This is a genomic window from Vibrio sp. 9-16B-A1 (assembly GCF_056726165.1).
Genome location: NZ_JBSDZD010000014.1, coordinates 70328 through 87037, shown reverse-complemented (window position 1 = coordinate 87037; position 16710 = coordinate 70328). Strand labels below are relative to the sequence as shown.

Annotated in this window: 14 protein-coding genes; all 14 read left to right on the top strand. The window is 51.6% G+C overall.

What is annotated here, in order from left to right:
* Window positions 1-195 precede the first annotated feature (195 nt).
* The 14 genes from ACVB80_RS19750 to fliE all read left to right on the top strand — a co-directional run bounded on the left by ACVB80_RS19750 (window position 196) and on the right by fliE (window position 16708).
* Window positions 196-1329 carry a flagellin gene (locus ACVB80_RS19750; RefSeq protein ID WP_481082999.1) on the top strand — a complete coding sequence of 378 codons (1134 nt, stop codon included), beginning with the start codon at window positions 196-198 and terminating at the stop codon, window positions 1327-1329.
* A 232-nt stretch (window positions 1330-1561) separates the two neighbouring features.
* Window positions 1562-2695: a flagellin gene (locus tag ACVB80_RS19745; protein WP_481082998.1), complete on the top strand. Its 1134-nt coding sequence runs from the start codon at window positions 1562-1564 to the stop codon at window positions 2693-2695.
* Between the two features lie 385 nt (window positions 2696-3080).
* Entirely contained in the window at window positions 3081-4214 is a 1134-nt protein-coding gene (locus tag ACVB80_RS19740; protein WP_481082997.1) for a flagellin, read from the top strand.
* An 835-nt stretch (window positions 4215-5049) separates the two neighbouring features.
* Complete coding sequence (locus ACVB80_RS19735) at window positions 5050-6183, top strand: flagellin (RefSeq protein ID WP_481083054.1); 1134 nt, start codon at window positions 5050-5052, stop codon at window positions 6181-6183.
* A gap of 198 nt (window positions 6184-6381) precedes the next feature.
* Window positions 6382-7512, top strand: coding sequence for a flagellin (locus tag ACVB80_RS19730; RefSeq protein ID WP_481082996.1), 1131 nt, complete (start codon window positions 6382-6384; stop codon window positions 7510-7512).
* Window positions 7513-7756: 244 nt separating this feature from the next.
* Window positions 7757-8890 (top strand): flagellin, encoded by a 1134-nt coding sequence (locus tag ACVB80_RS19725; protein WP_481082995.1) that lies wholly within the window; start codon window positions 7757-7759, stop codon window positions 8888-8890.
* 76 nt (window positions 8891-8966) lie between these two features.
* Entirely contained in the window at window positions 8967-9371 is a 405-nt protein-coding gene (locus ACVB80_RS19720) for a flagellar protein FlaG (protein ID WP_481082994.1), read from the top strand.
* Window positions 9372-9389: 18 nt separating this feature from the next.
* Window positions 9390-11261 carry a flagellar filament capping protein FliD gene (gene fliD / locus ACVB80_RS19715; RefSeq protein ID WP_481082993.1) on the top strand — a complete coding sequence of 624 codons (1872 nt, stop codon included), beginning with the start codon at window positions 9390-9392 and terminating at the stop codon, window positions 11259-11261.
* A 13-nt stretch (window positions 11262-11274) separates the two neighbouring features.
* Window positions 11275-11580, top strand: coding sequence for a flagellar protein FliT (locus ACVB80_RS19710; RefSeq protein WP_481082992.1), 306 nt, complete (start codon window positions 11275-11277; stop codon window positions 11578-11580).
* Window positions 11581-11595: 15 nt separating this feature from the next.
* Window positions 11596-12006 (top strand): flagellar export chaperone FliS, encoded by a 411-nt coding sequence (gene fliS / locus ACVB80_RS19705; protein ID WP_481082991.1) that lies wholly within the window; start codon window positions 11596-11598, stop codon window positions 12004-12006.
* Window positions 12007-12249: 243 nt separating this feature from the next.
* A complete protein-coding gene (locus ACVB80_RS19700) occupies window positions 12250-13716 on the top strand; it encodes a sigma-54 dependent transcriptional regulator (RefSeq protein ID WP_481082990.1) in 1467 nt (488 codons plus the stop codon).
* A gap of 134 nt (window positions 13717-13850) precedes the next feature.
* Complete coding sequence (locus ACVB80_RS19695; protein ID WP_481082989.1) at window positions 13851-14891, top strand: sensor histidine kinase; 1041 nt, start codon at window positions 13851-13853, stop codon at window positions 14889-14891.
* Window positions 14891-16300, top strand: a complete 1410-nt coding sequence (locus tag ACVB80_RS19690; RefSeq protein WP_481082988.1) for a sigma-54-dependent transcriptional regulator — start codon at window positions 14891-14893, stop codon at window positions 16298-16300. The genes ACVB80_RS19695 and ACVB80_RS19690 overlap by 1 nt, the downstream gene beginning before the upstream one ends.
* Before the next feature lie 96 nt (window positions 16301-16396).
* Entirely contained in the window at window positions 16397-16708 is a 312-nt protein-coding gene (gene fliE / locus ACVB80_RS19685; protein WP_481082987.1) for a flagellar hook-basal body complex protein FliE, read from the top strand.
* The last annotated feature ends 2 nt before the right edge of the window (window positions 16709-16710 follow it).

The following is a 16710-nucleotide window of genomic DNA, read 5'->3' as shown; positions in this document are numbered from 1 at the left end:
TCTGTATATAAGAAGAGACGTAAAACAGCCGCGGGGAAATCCGCGGCTTTTTGCTGCCTGATAAAAAATCTCCGGTTTTTGGTTAAAGTTTTTCCACCCGGTGCCGTTACGTTAAATACAGGGAGAGGAACATCGTATTGGTTTTCCGCTACCGCGGGAAATACAACAGTGGATTAGTAAATTGGAGCAATCATTATGGGCATGACAGTAAACACCAACGTAGCAGCGATGACAGCACAACGTCACCTGAACAACGCCGCCGGCGACCTGAATACGTCGATGGAGCGTCTGTCATCTGGTTTTAAAATCAACAGCGCGAAAGACGACGCAGCGGGTTTGCAGATTTCAAACCGTCTGAATGTCCAAAGCCGCGGCCTGGGAGTTGCAGTGCGCAACGCCAATGATGGTATCTCTATGGCACAAACCGCTGAAGGTGCGATGAACGAAACCACCAATATTCTGCAGCGTATGCGTGACCTGTCGCTGCAGTCAGCTAACGGCTCGAACTCTAAATCTGAGCGTGTTGCGATTCAGGAAGAGATCACCGCATTGAATGATGAGCTGAACCGTATTGCAGAAACCACTTCTTTCGGTGGTAACCGCCTGCTGAACGGTACCTTTGACACCTCCGCATTCCAGATTGGTGCCGATAACGGTGAAGCCGTTATGCTGACACTGAAAGACATGCGCAGTGACAACAGCATGATGGGTGGCGTGAGTTACCAGGCAGCCAACGGCAAAGATAAAGACTGGGAAGTACAGGCCGGTACCAACGAAATCACCATGGCCTTTACTGATGTGGATGGCCAGGCGCAATCCATTACGGTGAATGCGAAAGTGGGTGATGACATCGAAGAGCTGGCAACTTATATCAACGGTCAGACCGATATGGTGAAAGCGTCCGTCAGTGAAGAAGGCAAACTGCAGGTCTTTGGTGGTAACAACAAGATTACCGGCGATATTACCTTCAGTGGTGCACTGGCTACCGACCTTGGTATTGCAAGACGTGCTGATGTCACCGTCGATACCATTGATGTAACCACAGTGGGCGGGGCTCAGGAGTCCGTTGCGATAGTCGATGCCGCGCTGAAATATGTGGACAGCCACCGCGCAGAGCTGGGTGCATTCCAGAACCGTTTTGACCATGCGATCAGCAACCTGGATAACATCAACGAGAATGTGAACGCCTCGAAGAGCCGGATCAAAGATACCGACTTCGCCAGCGAAACCACCGCGATGACCAAGGCGCAGATCCTGCAGCAGGCCTCGACCTCTATCCTCGCTCAGGCGAAACAGGCACCGAATGCAGCGATGAGTCTGCTTGGTTAACTGAGCTTTTAAATAAAAAAATCAAAAAGGGCGCCTTATGCGCTCTTTTTTTGTTCTTTTTGGTTTGTTTATTGTTAATTAAATGGCTTTGGTAAATAAACTGGATTAAATACGAAAAATATCTAAAGTTTGCCCATGGCGTGCCGTTATAAAAAGCACTGAGAGAGACAACTTTGGTTTTCCGCGACGGCGGGAACCGTTTAAACCGGAAAATCAAATTGGGGACACCATTATGGGAATGACAGTTAACACCAACGTTGCTGCGATGACTGCGCAGCGCCACCTGAACAACGCTGCAGGCGACCTGAACACCTCGATGGAACGCCTTTCTTCGGGCTTCAAGATCAACAGTGCTAAAGATGATGCAGCGGGTCTGCAGATCTCTAACCGTTTGAATGTACAGAGCCGTGGTCTGGGTGTGGCTGTCCGTAACGCCAATGATGGTATCTCTATTGCGCAGACCGCAGAAGGTGCGATGAACGAAACCACCAACATCCTGCAGCGTATGCGTGACCTGTCTCTTCAATCGGCCAACGGCTCTAACTCCAAATCTGAGCGCGTGGCGATTCAGGAAGAGATGACCGCACTGAACGATGAGCTGAACCGTATCGCGGAAACAACCTCTTTTGGTGGTAACCGCCTGCTTAACGGCACGTTCGGTACCGCTTCGTTCCAGATCGGTGCAGATAACGGTGAAGCCGTGATGCTGACCCTGAAAGACATGCGCTCAGACAACAACATGATGGGCGGTGCCAGCTACCAGGCGGCCAACGGTAAAGATAAAGACTGGGAAGTACAGGCCGGTACCAATGAAATCACCATGGCCTTTACTGATGTGGATGGTCAGGCGCAGACCGTTACGGTGAACGCCAAAGTGGGCGATGACATCGAAGAGCTGGCGACTTACATCAACGGTCAGACCGATATGGTCAAAGCGTCGGTGAACGAAGAGGGCAAGCTTCAGGTCTTCAGCGGTAACAATAAGATTGATGGCGATGTGACCTTCAGTGGCGCACTGGCGACCGATCTGGGTATTGCCAAACGTGCCGATGTGACCGTCGATACCATTGATGTCACCAGTGTGGGTGGCGCTCAGGAGTCGGTGGCGATTGTTGATGCCGCGCTGAAATACGTGGACAGTCACCGTGCAGAGCTCGGTGCGTTCCAGAACCGTTTCGGCCATGCGATCAGCAACCTGGATAACATCAACGAGAACGTGAACGCGTCGAAGAGCCGGATCAAAGATACCGACTTCGCCAGCGAAACTACGGCGATGACCAAGGCGCAGATCCTGCAGCAGGCATCGACCTCGATTCTGGCCCAGGCCAAGCAGGCGCCGAATGCAGCGATGAGTCTGCTGGGCTAAGTAATTTATTCCCTGCGCCGCCGGAGAATTCCGGAGGCGCTGAGGTGATCATCCCGCTCCGTTTTTCCGGGCGGGCTGAGAGTACGTGCAATTAATCGCGGCTGTTTTTCTGCTGATTAATTACGCGGGCGATTATATCGGAAAACCTGGTATTAACTTGAGGTTTTTCTGGTTGTTTATTGTAAATAATGTGGCGTGACTGGCAATTTGCTGGTCAGGGTTGTTTGTGTCCAAAAAAAGTGCAGTTTCTGGTTAAAGAAAAGGCGGAATGAGCCGTTAAAGTAAGTAACACAGAGAGACACTAACGAATTGGTTTTCCGTCACTGCGCATACCGCGGATACACGGAAACCGCGACAAACGGAAAATCAAATTGGAGATACCACTATGGGCATGACAGTAAACACCAACGTAGCAGCAATGACAGCACAACGTCACCTGAACAACGCAGCCGGCGACCTGAACACCTCGATGGAGCGTCTGTCTTCGGGCTTTAAGATCAACAGCGCAAAAGATGACGCAGCGGGTCTGCAGATCTCTAACCGCCTGAATGTTCAGAGCCGCGGCCTGGGAGTTGCAGTGCGCAACGCCAATGATGGTATCTCTATCGCACAAACCGCAGAAGGTGCGATGAATGAAACCACCAACATCCTGCAGCGTATGCGTGACCTGTCGCTGCAGTCGGCAAACGGCTCGAACTCGAAATCAGAGCGCGTCGCGATTCAGGAAGAGATCACCGCGCTGAATGATGAGCTGAACCGTATCGCGGAAACAACCTCTTTTGGTGGTAACCGCCTGCTTAACGGCACATTCGGCACCTCTTCGTTCCAGATCGGTGCAGATAACGGTGAAGCCGTGATGCTGAGCCTGAAAGACATGCGCTCAGACAACAACATGATGGGCGGTGCCAGCTACCAGGCGGCGAATGGTAAAGACAAAGACTGGGAAGTGCAGGCCGGTACCAACGAGATCACCATGGCCTTTACCGATGTGGACGGCCAGGCGCAGAGCATTACGGTGAACGCCAAAGTGGGCGATGACATCGAAGAGCTGGCGACTTACATCAACGGTCAGACCGATATGGTGAAAGCCTCAGTAAATGAGGAAGGCAAGCTGCAGGTCTTTGGTGGTAACAACAAGATTGATGGTGATGTGACCTTCAGTGGCGCGCTTGCTACAGACCTGGGTATCGCCAAACGGGCAGATGTCACGGTCGATACCATCGATGTGACGACGGTGGGCGGGGCTCAGGAGTCGGTCGCGATTGTCGATGCAGCACTGAAGTACGTGGACAGCCACCGGGCAGAGCTGGGTGCATTCCAGAACCGCTTCGGCCATGCGATCAGTAACCTGGACAACATTAACGAGAACGTGAACGCATCGAAGAGCCGGATCAAAGATACCGACTTCGCCAGCGAAACCACGGCAATGACCAAAGCGCAGATCCTGCAGCAGGCATCGACCTCGATTCTGGCCCAGGCCAAGCAGGCACCAAATGCTGCAATGAGTCTGCTGGGTTAATCAGCAATATAAAAGGGGGATGTTTACCAGACCATGAGGCGGTGAACATCCCGGGTTGCCGGTTTTCAGTACTGCTGAAGGCCGGGAACCTTAACCAAAAGTGAGTGAGAGCTCAGTCTGTTTTGCAGGCACCATTTGTTAAGTGGTGCGCGCAAAACAGGGTACCGCCACATTTGGCGGTGAAACCGGATCACAGGAGTAAACCATGCAGAGAGCATAACACTTTTAACCTGCAGGCTGGTGGCGCGCAAGGGCGCAGCTGCAGTCACACAGGGAAAAGGTAATTACAGTCTGATACCCGTAAATCCTTCTTTCAGGACCGCTACAGCGTGCTGACTGGGCGTGACAGACGCCAGCAGCCTGAGCACTGAAAGAAGTGGTGATACGCAGGTTCACCGCCGGATAGCCAGTTGCGTGCTGATGCCGCACTAAGGAAAGCCGTACACGTGACCCTGCTACAGCCAGCACCGGAGATCCGGCTGACTCATGCCTGGTTTTTACCCGCTGTCATCACGGTTTTCTGCCGCTGATGTGTCTGGCGATCCTGTTATTACTGCCTGCCCGGCAGGGGTTCAGTGTATCTGAAGAAACTGAGCTTAAATTGGATTTATAAATTCATAACTTCATGATTTTGTGATTCTAATCTCCTTTCTTTTGTTTTTGTTTTTATTAATTGCTCTTAAGTGGCTGAAATTGACATAAAAACAAATATTCCTCAGAAAAATCTAAAGTAAATAGATACTAAGTCGATATAAAAGATGACTTTGAGAGAACTAGTTGGTTTTCCGAGACGTCGGAAACCGCCCTTAACGGAAAATCAATGGGAGAAATCACCATGGCTATGACAGTAAATACGAACGTGTCCGCGATGACCGCTCAGCGTCACTTAAGCAATGCAGCAAGTGATCTGAATACATCAATGGAACGTCTATCATCTGGTTACAAAATCAACAGTGCAAAAGACGATGCAGCCGGTTTGCAAATCTCAAACCGATTGAACGTCCAGAGTCGCGGCCTGGATGTGGCAGTGCGAAATGCTAATGACGGTATTTCCATGGCACAGACAGCCGAAGGTGCGATGAAAGAAACCACCAACATCCTGCAACGTATGCGTGACCTGTCCCTGCAATCGGCTAACGGTTCAAACAGTAAAGCAGACCGCGTAGCGATTCAGGAAGAGATCACCGCGCTGAACGATGAGCTGAACCGCGTGGCTGAAACCACCTCTTTCGGTGGTAACAAACTGCTGAACGGCACTTTCGGAACCTCTGCGTTCCAGATCGGTGCAGACAGTGGTGAAGCGGTAAACCTGAACATCAAGAGCATGCGTTCAGACATCTCTGAGATGGGTGGTAAGTCGTACGTAGCTGCTACAGCGAAAGACGCAAACTGGACCGTTGCGGCGGGTACAGAAGACATCACCATGACGTTTGACGATGCAGATGGCGTAAGCCAGACCGTAACCGTGAACGCAAAAGTCGGCGATGACATCGAAGAAGTGGCCACTTACATCAACGGTCAGACCGATGCGGTGAAAGCCTCTGTCGGTGACGACGGTAACCTGCAGATTTTTGCAGACACCAATAAAGTAACCAGCGATGTTACCTTTGGTGGCGCACTGGGCGGTGACCTGGCAATGGGTGCTGCGCAGGCAACCACGGTTGATGATATCGACGTTACCTCTGTAGCAGGTGCTCAGCAGTCTGTAGCAGTTGTGGATGCGGCACTGAAGTACGTAGACAGCCACCGCGCTGAACTGGGTGCATTCCAGAACCGTTTCGACCACGCGATCAATAACTTAGACAACATCAACGAAAACGTGAATGCGTCTAAGAGCCGGATCAAAGACACCGACTTTGCGAAAGAGACCACGGCTATGACCAAGTCTCAAATCCTGCAACAGGCATCGACTTCGATTCTTGCTCAGGCAAAGCAATCTCCAAATTCAGCATTAATGCTTCTTGGCTAAGGCTGAATTGAGATTCTAAGGGCGGATCAGGGTGGTCAGATATTGGCCTGATCACCTGACTCCACTGGGATTAGACGGCTGGCCTAACGGCATAGTCGGATGGACAAGTCGTCATCCCATCGCCCGCTCAGCTCACGCTGGGCACCGATGTGGAGCTCTCTCTCACAACCATCTTAAGTTTTTTATCAGGAGCGGAATGTGGCACTGACGGTGAACACCAACGTAACTGCGATGGCAACCAGGTCCCAGCTCGGCAGGGTCAACCAGGACGCCAACACAGCGCTGGAGCGACTGGCCTCAGGAAGCAAGATAAATAAGGCGAAAGATGATGCAGCCGGGCTGCAAATAGCCAATCGTCTCCAGGTACAAACTCGCGGAATTGATGTTGCAATTCGCAATGCTAATGACGGCATGTCAGTGGTCTCTACAGCAGAAGGGGCACTGGCAGAGTCGAGTGACATTATGTTGCGGATGCGCGACTTAGCCATTCAGTCAGCTAACGGTAACAACTCTCACGCTGATCGTGAGGCACTGCAGGAAGAAGTCAGTGCACTGAACGATGAGCTTAACCGTATCGCAGAAACCAGCAGTTTCGGCGGTGATAAGCTGTTGAACGGCACGTATGGAACCCGTTCGTTCCATATCGGCCCAAATACCGACGCCATTATGGTATCCATGGCTGATATGCGAAGTGACGGGCAAGCTATGGGAGGAGTGACTTATATAGCAGACAGTAGTAAAGACAAGGATTGGGTTGTGCCCTCAGCGGGCAACCTGCTGAATATCCAGTTTACCGATATTGGCGGAAAACCCGCGACGGTGCAGATACGCGCCAAAGCGGGAGACAATATCCAGGAACTGGCGACTTATATTAACGGACAGACAACAGAGCTCAGTGCGTCGGTCAATGAAGACGGACAACTGCAGCTGATGGCGGCTGACCGTGACGTAAAGTCAGACCTCTCATTTAGCGGCGCTCTCGCCGCTGAATTGGGACTGAAAAAAGATACGCCCATGACGGTGGATGATATTGATATCTCCAGCGTCGGAGGCGCTCAGAATGCTATCGCTTTGCTCGATTCGGCGCTCGCGTATGTCGACTCCGAACGGGGAGAGCTTGGAACACTGCACAACCGCTTTGAGCATGCAGTATCCAATCTGGGCAATATGGGGATCAATCTTAACGACTCCAAAGGTCAGCTGATGGATACGGACTTTGCCCGTACCACGACAGCATTGACCAAATCCCAGATCCTGAGTCAGTCGTCTTCGGCGATCATGGCCCAGGCGAACCAGTTACCGTCAGCGGCGACCAGTTTGCTGCACTAAAGAGAGTGATCGCCACAGAGCTGGCGATACTTCTTTTCGAACAACATGATGGATTAACCATCCGGTTAAACTATCACCTGTCTGGCGACCTCTTCGCCACTGATCGTAAAAAAAACTCAAAAAAACGCATTTTTTTGTTAAAGAACTCCTGACATCGGCCGTTAAAGAGTGTGCGAGAAATGAAGATGGTGGAGCGAGGTGAGAGACGCGAAGCCATCATCCTTAATGTCAAAGGAGATCAACTATGGCAATTAATGTAAACACGAACGTGTCTGCCATGACTGCTCAGCGTAATTTAAACAACGCTTCAGCAGACATGAACAGATCGATGGAGCGTTTATCATCGGGTTACCGTATAAACAGCGCACGGGATGATGCTGCTGGTCTGCAGGTATCCAATCGTCTGTTTTCACAAAGTCGCGGTCTGGACGTGGCGGTGCGAAACGCAAACGACGGGATATCGATAGCCCAGACAGCTGAAGGGGCAATGAAGGAAACAACCAATATCCTTCAGCGCATGAGAGACCTTTCACTCCAGTCTGCTAACGGTTCCAACAGCCGCTCTGAGCGGGTTGCTATTCAGGAAGAGGTATCGGCTCTAAACGATGAATTAAATCGTATTGCAGAAACCACTTCATTTGGTGGTAACAAACTGTTGAACGGAACTTATGGGGAACAGTCGTTCCAGATAGGTGCCGCATCCGGTGAAGCCGTAGTGTTACAAATGGGTAATGTCCGGTCTGACCATGCTTCCATGGGAGGAAAAAGCTATACCGCTAACGTCGGGAAAGACGCAAGTTGGGAAGTAGAAGCCGGAAATAATGACCTTGTGTTTGATTTTACAGACAAAGAAGGTACTGCTCAGACACTTACTATCAATGCCGTGGCGGGTGATGATGTTGAGGAGCTGGCGACCTTCATCAATGGTCAGCAAGATTACCTGAAAGCTTATGTCGGCGAAGAAGGCAAGTTGGGCATTTTTGCTCACAGCCAGAAAGTAGAAGGCAGCGTTGCCTTCAGTGGTGCCCTGGCAACTGAACTGGACATTGCTAACGAGCAGGACGTGACCGTGAATAACGTGGACGTGACTACCGTAGCAGGTTCTCAGCAGGCAGTGGCTATCATTGATGGCGCACTGAAAAATGTCGACAGTAAGCGCGCGGAACTGGGCGCATTCCAGAGCCGGTTTGACCATGCTATCAATAACCTTGACAGCATCAACGAAAACGTGAACGCATCGATGAGTCGCATCCGCGACACTGATTTTGCCAAAGAGACGACTCAAATGACGAAGTCTCAGATCCTGGAACAGGCGAGTACGTCTATTCTGGCTCAGGCAAAACAGACACCATCCGCGGCACTGAGTTTGTTGGGTTAATCTGGTATACTTCGCACTAAAGAAGCATGTGGAAGGGCGACCGGAAACACACTAAACAAGGTGGAGGTGTGATCGTATGGACATTTCATCCTACACATCGCTAACCCAGCCTTATGGTAGTGGCATGAACTTTGCTTCTAAAGCTGAAGATGCATCCAGTGTTGACGCGCAAAAGAAAGCAGTCGAAGAGATCGACCCACGGGAAATCGTGCAAAACGAATCTGCACAGGTTTTTGCTGAGCAAAGAACTAAACTGAATGCAGACGAGTTGGAAAAGCGGGTAGCGGAGATAAACGAGTTTATATCTTCTATCAACAAAGGTTTATCTTTTCGTTTCGACGAGGCATCTGGACGGGACGTGGTAACCATATTTGACGCAAATACTGGCGACATAATCAAACAGATACCGAGCGAAGAAATGCTTGAAATTTTAAGGCGCCTGGCGGCCAATTCCTCAGGTTTAATTGTGGAAAAGGTCTGATGGCATGAAGGTGGTTAAATGAGTTTAAACCCGATGGGCATGTCTGGTGGCATGGACATCAACGGAATGGTCAGCAAAATTGTTGATGCGGAGCGCGTACCCAAGCAGCAACGTATCGATAATGAGCGCGCCAAAGTTGAGTCCAGCATCAGTGCTTACGGACGGCTCAGGGAATCACTGGATGCCATGAAGGCACTGATGACTCAGTTTCGTCAGGATAAGGCTTTTGCAGTTCGTTCTGTAAAATCCTCTGATGAAGAAGTCGTTTCGGCTACGGCCACAACGGACGCAATCGCAGGTAGGTATTCTGTCGATGTGTTGCAGCTTGCTCAGAATCACAAGTTGGGATCCAACGTGATTGCTGAGGAGACCAAATTTGGTTCTGGTAAGCTGCAGATCCGTTTAGGTGACGGGAAGTTTACTGTCGAAGTAAAACAAAACGCCACGCTGATGGATGTGGTAAAAAGCATCAACTCAGCGAAGGGCAATCCCGGTGTTCGCGCTGCTGTCATTAACGATGTTGATGGGCAGCGCCTTATTTTAGCTTCGGAGAAATCCGGCGTTGAAAACCAGATTTATGTGTCAGCGGAGTCCGCTGATCCTGGCAATCCACTCCTTGAACTGGAGTATAAAACCCTCGAAGAGCGGGTGCGCGACCTTGAAAAGGCGCAGGCTGAGCTCGCCAAACTGCAAACCTCCCCAATTCTGACCGAAGATGGGCAAAATATTGCCGATCTTGAGAGCAAATATACCCCGGAAGAGATCGAGCAGGCGCTGGAGCGTTTTCCTAAAGCCCCGGATGGTGTCACACCGGTTTACGTGGTTAACCTGCCAGGCCAGGAAGATGACCTTGGGATGGCGGATGCCGGTCCGCAGCCGGAAGATGAGATCCCGGGCTTCTCTGAAGCGGCCGGTGGTACCCTGATTGATTCCTACGAGAAGCCTGGTTCGAAAGAGGCGCTGACCGAAGATCAGGAGCAGAAAGCCTCAGAGATTCCAGGTTACACCCCGACCGCTGGCGGTACCCTGGATGATTCCTATGTGACCCCGCGTGAGCGTGATGCGATCCTGATCGCCAACGCCAGGGCGGAGCGGGAAAAAGAGCTGCAGGACGCGTTGGACCGGGTGGCTTCGGCCGAACGTTCGTTCAACGGCTACAGCGGCATGAATGAGCTGCAAAAAGGCCAGGATGCTCAGGTGATGCTTGATGGCATTGCTCAGCTTTCCAGCGACAACAACATCATCAAAGACGCTATTCAGGGCGTGGATCTGACCCTGAAAGGGGTATCGGATCCGAAAAAGAAAGCTGAAATCGGCATCGACTATGACCGTGAGCGGGTGCGCAGCGATATTGAGAACTTCGTTGCCAGCTATAACCAGTTCTATCAGGTCAGCAAAGATCTGGCGGGTTCAGATCCGGCAGCGGGTACCGCGGGGCCGTTGGCTGGTGACAGTATTGTCCGCAGCGCAGAGTCCCGGCTTAAGACGGTGTTTACCTCCAAAATAGAGGGCGCACCGGACACCATGAAAACCCTGACCGAGTTTGGTATCACCACTACCCGTCAGGGTACCCTCGAAATCAACTATGACATGCTCGACAAGCAGCTGCAGAATAACTTCACCAAATTAGGTGACTTTTTCGGTGGCAATAACGGCTTTGCCAAAAAGGTTGAAGACGCGATTCATTCCATGACCGGAGTGACCGGCTCTATCCGTACCCGGGAGAAGAGTCTGTTCGAGCAAAACTACCGCCTCAATGATCAGCAGGTACAGCTGGACCGCCGGATGGAGAGTCTTCAGCAGCGTACGCATGATAAGTTTGCCGCCATGCAGGATGCGACCAGTAAGATGCAGGCCCAACTTTCTGGCATGATGAATGCATTAGGTTAATACAGGCGAATTTATGAGCGATAATTTGACGCAGCTAAGTGATCTCGATCAGTTATTGCTGACAAATCTGGAAAAAGATGAAATAAATACTGAAGAAATTGTTCATCTCGTCGATAAAAGGGAACAGTTGCTGGCGACTGTCCTGCGCGATATAGAACAATCGCCGCAGCAGGTGGATAAACAGGCGTGGCAGGCGGCAATAAAACGCACTGTCAGCATCGTCCGCCTTATGCAGGAAAAGACGGGTAAGATCGGCAGCGATTTAAAAAAATACCGGCACGGAAACAAGTCGGTACAGTTGTACAAGAAATTTTCATAAACAGAGAGGATTACCATGCGAGGTTCTTTACAGGCTTACAAAAAGGTTTCAGTAGACAGTCAGTTGTCTGCCGCCTCTCCGCATAAGATCATCCAGATGCTGATGGCCGGTGCGATTGAGCGCCTGATCCAGGGTAAGGCCGCGATGCAGCAGGGTAATATTGCAGTGAAAGGTGAGCGGCTGGGTAAAGGTCTGGATATCATTATCAGCCTGCGCTCGTGCCTGTCGATGGATGATGGTGGCGATATCGCCCGCAACCTGGACCAGCTGTATGAATTCATGATCACTCAGATCACTCAGGCGAACCATAAAAACGATCCTCAGCCGATTGACGATGTGATCGATATTATTCGCGAAATCAAATCAGCCTGGGATCAAATACCACCAGAGTTTCATAACCTGACTGCAGCAGAAATTGGCCAGTAAAGACAAACGGCCGGTTTTCGAATAGACCTCACAGAGCGTAAGGGGTCGGTTGCCTTATATTTTTTTTCTCTTAGAATAGAGTCAATGTAGCGCAAGCCTATGTTGGCTCTATTTTTTGTGCTCATAAAATAACCAGGTTGAGGTGTTTTTGCTGCCCCGGGTGGCAAATATTCACGGTGACTTTGGTGAGTGCAGTTAAATTGTACAATAATGACTAAATTATAAAGGCAATATTTTTCATCTATGCAGGGCTTGGCAAAGCTGTTGGTCATCGAAGATGATCAGCAGATCAAACACGATTTAGGGATTATTCTCGAATTTATCGGTGAACACGCAACGATAGTGGGCTCGGATCAGCTTAATCAGATTAAGTGGGCCGACGCCTGGGTTGGGTGTATTTTGGGTACCCTGAGAGCTGACTGCGATAGTCAGGATGTCAGTGCGCACCTTAAGCGTGCGGTTCATATTCCCCTGCTGACACTTGGTAACCAGCATGTGAGCGTGGATGAGTTCCCTCATTTTGTTGGCGATCTCCAGCAACCTCTCAATTATGCTCAGTTAAGCGATGCCCTGCGTCACTGCCAGGAGTTTCTGGGCAGGCACGGGCGTCAGGTGGGTGCCGGGCGCAAAAACACTCTGTTCCGCAGTCTGGTTGGTCAGAGTGGCGGGATCCAGGAAGTCCGTCACCTGATAGAGCAGGTGGCCGGAACGGAAGCCAATGTGCTTATCCTTGGTGAATCGGGTACGGGTAAGGAAGTGGTGGCGCGTAACATTCACTACCATTCAGAGCGCCGTAACGGACCGTTTGTGCCAATCAACTGTGGTGCGATTCCGCCAGATCTGCTGGAGAGCGAGTTGTTCGGTCATGAAAAAGGTGCGTTTACCGGTGCGATAACTTCACGTAAAGGCCGCTTTGAACTGGCCGAAGGCGGCACCCTGTTTCTCGATGAGATCGGTGACATGCCGATGCCGATGCAGGTAAAACTGCTGCGGGTTCTGCAGGAGCGCTGTTTTGAGCGGGTTGGCGGCAACAGCACGGTCAAAGCTAATGTGCGTGTGGTGGCGGCGACTCACCGCAATCTTGAGAACATGATCGATGACGGTGGCTTCCGTGAAGACCTGTACTATCGTCTGAACGTGTTCCCGATTGATATGCCGGCACTGAAAGCACGTAAGGAAGACATTCCGCTGCTCCTCAAAGAACTGATGGCGCGTCTGGAAGCCGAAGGCGGGCAGACAATTTGCTTCACTCCAAGAGCGATCAACTCCCTGATGGAGCATGACTGGCCGGGTAATGTGCGTGAGCTGGCGAACCTGGTAGAGCGTATGGTGATCCTGTTCCCGAACAGCCTGGTGGATGTAAACCATCTTCCGACCAAGTACCGCTACAGTGATATTCCTGAGTTCCAGCCGGAGAATCTGGCGCCGAACAAGAGTATCGAGGAACAGGAGCAGGATGCGCTTGCAGACATTTTCTCTGAAGATTTCAGCCTGGAAGCGGGGTTTGATTCACAGGAAAGCGCCGATCATCCGCAGGAGCTGCCGCCGGAGGGGGTGAACCTCAAAGAACTGCTGGCTGATGTGGAAATCAATATGATCAACCAGGCGCTGGAAGCCCAGGATGGGGTGGTTGCCCGCGCTGCAGACATGCTGGGAATGCGGCGTACGACTCTGGTTGAGAAAATGCGTAAGTATAACCTTAACCGCTGATTCGTTACTGATTCAGACAGATGTCAATCAATTGACAAGTCAATCTGATATAACTTGTTGAATTTATTTGGTAAATGGCCTGGCATGCAAAATGCATATCAGGCTATTGTTATATTGATTGTCGGAAACCTGTCATGTCAGTGAGTGAACTACAAGACCAAAATCCATTGCTGGGCAGCCTGGAAGACCAGGTAAGCCGTTATAAGCAGGTGCTGGATGTGATGCCGGCAGGTGTGATCCTGCTTAATACCCAGGGGGAAGTTGTGGAAGCGAACCCGGAGGCGGAGCGCCTTCTGGAAGTGTCCCTGCTGGGTCAGCGCTGGTTCGAAGTGATCCAGGCGGCTTTTGCACCTCAGGAGGATGATGGTCATGAAATCTCGCTGCGCAACGGACGTAAGGTGCGTCTGGCTATTTCAGCTTCATCCACCGGCCAGCTTATTCTGATCACCGACCTGACCGAAACCCGCCTGCTTCAGGCCAGGGTCAGTGACCTGCAGCGATTGTCATCGCTCGGTCGTATGGTGGCGTCACTGGCGCATCAGGTTCGTACGCCATTGTCGAGTGCAATGCTGTATGCGTCCAACCTGTCCTCCCCAAGCCTTAATCAGCCAACCCGTGAACGCTTTCAGACCAAACTGATGGACCGGCTGCACGACCTGGAGAAGCAGGTGAATGACATGCTGCTGTTCGCCAAAGGCGGTGACAATAAAGTGGTTAAGCCGTTCACCTGTCAGGGATTGATGGATGAGTTTCAGCCGATGGTGGAAGCGGCGCTTAAGAACAATCAAATCGATTACTGCCTGGAAGTTGAAGACCAGGATGCTGCCCTGATGGGTAACGCCAACGCGGTGGCTTCTGCACTGAGTAACCTGGTGATCAATGCGATTCAGATCGCCGGGAAGCAGAGCCAGATCGACGTGTTCGCCCGCGTAGTCGGGCAGGAACTCAAAATTTCGGTACAGGATAGTGGCCCGGGTGTACCACCCGAGCTGCAGCAAAAGATTTTAGAACCCTTTTTCACTACCCGTTCTCAGGGCACCGGCCTTGGTCTTGCGGTAGTGCAAATGGTCGCCCGCGCCCATAAGGGGCGCCTGGAACTGCTCTCTGAGCCGGGCGATGGTGCGTGTTTCACCGTCTGCCTGCCGCTGGCAACCCAAAACTCTGGAGAAGAATGATGGCCCAAAGCAAAGTGTTAATCGTAGAGGATGACGAAGGCCTGCGTGAAGCATTGGTAGATACTTTAGCCTTAGCTGGATATGACTGGGTTGAAGCTGACTGCGCCGAGCAGGCGCTGTTGATCCTTAAAGCGCAGGAAGTCGATATCGTGATTTCTGACGTGCAGATGGCCGGTATGGGTGGCCTTGCGCTGCTGCGTAATATCCGTCAGCACTGGCCAAACCTGCCGGTTCTGCTGATGACGGCGTACGCCAATATTGAAGACGCTGTGTCTGCGATGAAAGAGGGCGCCATCGACTACATGGCCAAACCTTTTGCGCCGGAAGTCCTGCTCAACATGGTCAGCCGCTACGCGCCGGTGAAGTCGGAAGACAGCGGTGATGCGATCGTCGCAGACCCGAAAAGTATTCAGTTGCTGGCACTGGCGGACAAAGTCGCCAAAACCGACGCCAGCGTCATGGTGCTCGGCCCGAGCGGCAGTGGTAAAGAGGTGATGTCCCGTTACATCCATAATGCTTCGCTGCGCAAGGACGGCCCGTTTGTGGCGATCAACTGTGCCGCCATTCCGGATAACATGCTGGAAGCGACCCTGTTTGGTTACGAAAAAGGCGCTTTCACCGGTGCGGTACAGGCCTGCCCGGGTAAGTTTGAACAGGCTCAGGGCGGTACCATTTTGCTCGATGAGATCAGTGAGATGGATCTGAATCTGCAGGCCAAGCTGCTGCGTGTGCTTCAGGAGCGTGAAGTGGAACGTCTTGGCAGCCGCAAGAGTATTAAACTCGATGTGCGCGTGCTGGCGACCAGTAACCGTGACCTCAAGCAGTACGTGGCAGAAGGCAGCTTCCGTGAAGACCTTTACTACCGTTTGAATGTATTTCCAATCGCCTGGCCGCCATTGTGTGAACGCCCGGGTGATATAGAGCCGCTGGCGAGGCACCTGGTGGGCCGTCACTGTAAAAAACTCGGCCTGCCGGTACCCGAGCTGAGCAGCAGTGCCCTGACCAAGCTGTCACATTATCCGTGGCCGGGTAACGTGCGTGAGCTGGATAATGTCGTGCAGCGCGCGCTGATCCTCAGTGAGCAACAGAATATTGACGCTGAGCATATTCTGCTGGAAGGCGTGGACTGGCAGGACGTCAGCAGTCTGCAGTCAGCGGTGGCTCCGGCGGTGGCGGTCCCTGACATCGCGCCTGTAGCAGAAATGGCTGATGACACTGGTAAACTGGTGTTTGGTGGGGAAGGTCTGGGCTCGGAGCTGCGGGAGCAGGAGTATGCGATCATTCTCGATACCATGACCGAGTGTAATGGCCGCCGGAAGGAGATGGCAGAGAAACTGGGCATCAGTCCGCGTACCCTTCGCTACAAGTTGGCAAAAATGCGTGATGCAGGGATAGAAATCCCTAACTAAGCCCCGGAATTACTGGTATTCTTGGCATGGCATACTAATTGCTTTATATAAATCAGGGTTAATTTAGCAGGTCAATATTTTGACTTTGGGGTAGTGATGAAAGTTGGTGGATTACAGCAGGAAATGCAGGCGATGATGCTGGAAGCGACAAATGGCCGCCAGCAGGCGACCGGCGCTCAGGTCAATGCCGACTTTGGCAATCTGCTCAATCAGGCGATTAACAACGTTAATGCACTGCAGAAACAATCCAGCACCCTGGCAACCCGTTTTGACCAGGGCGATCCAAACGTCTCACTGTCGGATGTGATGATCGCCCGTAATAAATCCAGTGTGGCCTTTGAAGCCACCATTCAAGTCCGCAATAAGCTGGTAGAAGCTTACAAAGAGCTGATGAACATGCCGGTATAACT

Bases quoted from the DNA above. Each gene is read 5' to 3' on its own strand.
- ACVB80_RS19690 (WP_481082988.1), top strand. From the start codon at position 14,891: ATGGCCCAAAGCAAAGTGTTAATCGTAGAGGATGACGAAGGCCTGCGT.
- ACVB80_RS19700 (WP_481082990.1), top strand. From the start codon at position 12,250: ATGCAGGGCTTGGCAAAGCTGTTGGTCATCGAAGATGATCAGCAGATC.
- ACVB80_RS19725 (WP_481082995.1), top strand. From the start codon at position 7,757: ATGGCAATTAATGTAAACACGAACGTGTCTGCCATGACTGCTCAGCGT.
- ACVB80_RS19735 (WP_481083054.1), top strand. From the start codon at position 5,050: ATGGCTATGACAGTAAATACGAACGTGTCCGCGATGACCGCTCAGCGT.
- ACVB80_RS19745 (WP_481082998.1), top strand. From the start codon at position 1,562: ATGGGAATGACAGTTAACACCAACGTTGCTGCGATGACTGCGCAGCGC.
- ACVB80_RS19720 (WP_481082994.1), top strand. From the start codon at position 8,967: ATGGACATTTCATCCTACACATCGCTAACCCAGCCTTATGGTAGTGGC.
- fliD (WP_481082993.1), top strand. From the start codon at position 9,390: ATGAGTTTAAACCCGATGGGCATGTCTGGTGGCATGGACATCAACGGA.
- fliE (WP_481082987.1), top strand. From the start codon at position 16,397: ATGAAAGTTGGTGGATTACAGCAGGAAATGCAGGCGATGATGCTGGAA.
- fliS (WP_481082991.1), top strand. From the start codon at position 11,596: ATGCGAGGTTCTTTACAGGCTTACAAAAAGGTTTCAGTAGACAGTCAG.
- ACVB80_RS19710 (WP_481082992.1), top strand. From the start codon at position 11,275: ATGAGCGATAATTTGACGCAGCTAAGTGATCTCGATCAGTTATTGCTG.
- ACVB80_RS19740 (WP_481082997.1), top strand. From the start codon at position 3,081: ATGGGCATGACAGTAAACACCAACGTAGCAGCAATGACAGCACAACGT.
- ACVB80_RS19750 (WP_481082999.1), top strand. From the start codon at position 196: ATGGGCATGACAGTAAACACCAACGTAGCAGCGATGACAGCACAACGT.
- ACVB80_RS19695 (WP_481082989.1), top strand. From the start codon at position 13,851: ATGTCAGTGAGTGAACTACAAGACCAAAATCCATTGCTGGGCAGCCTG.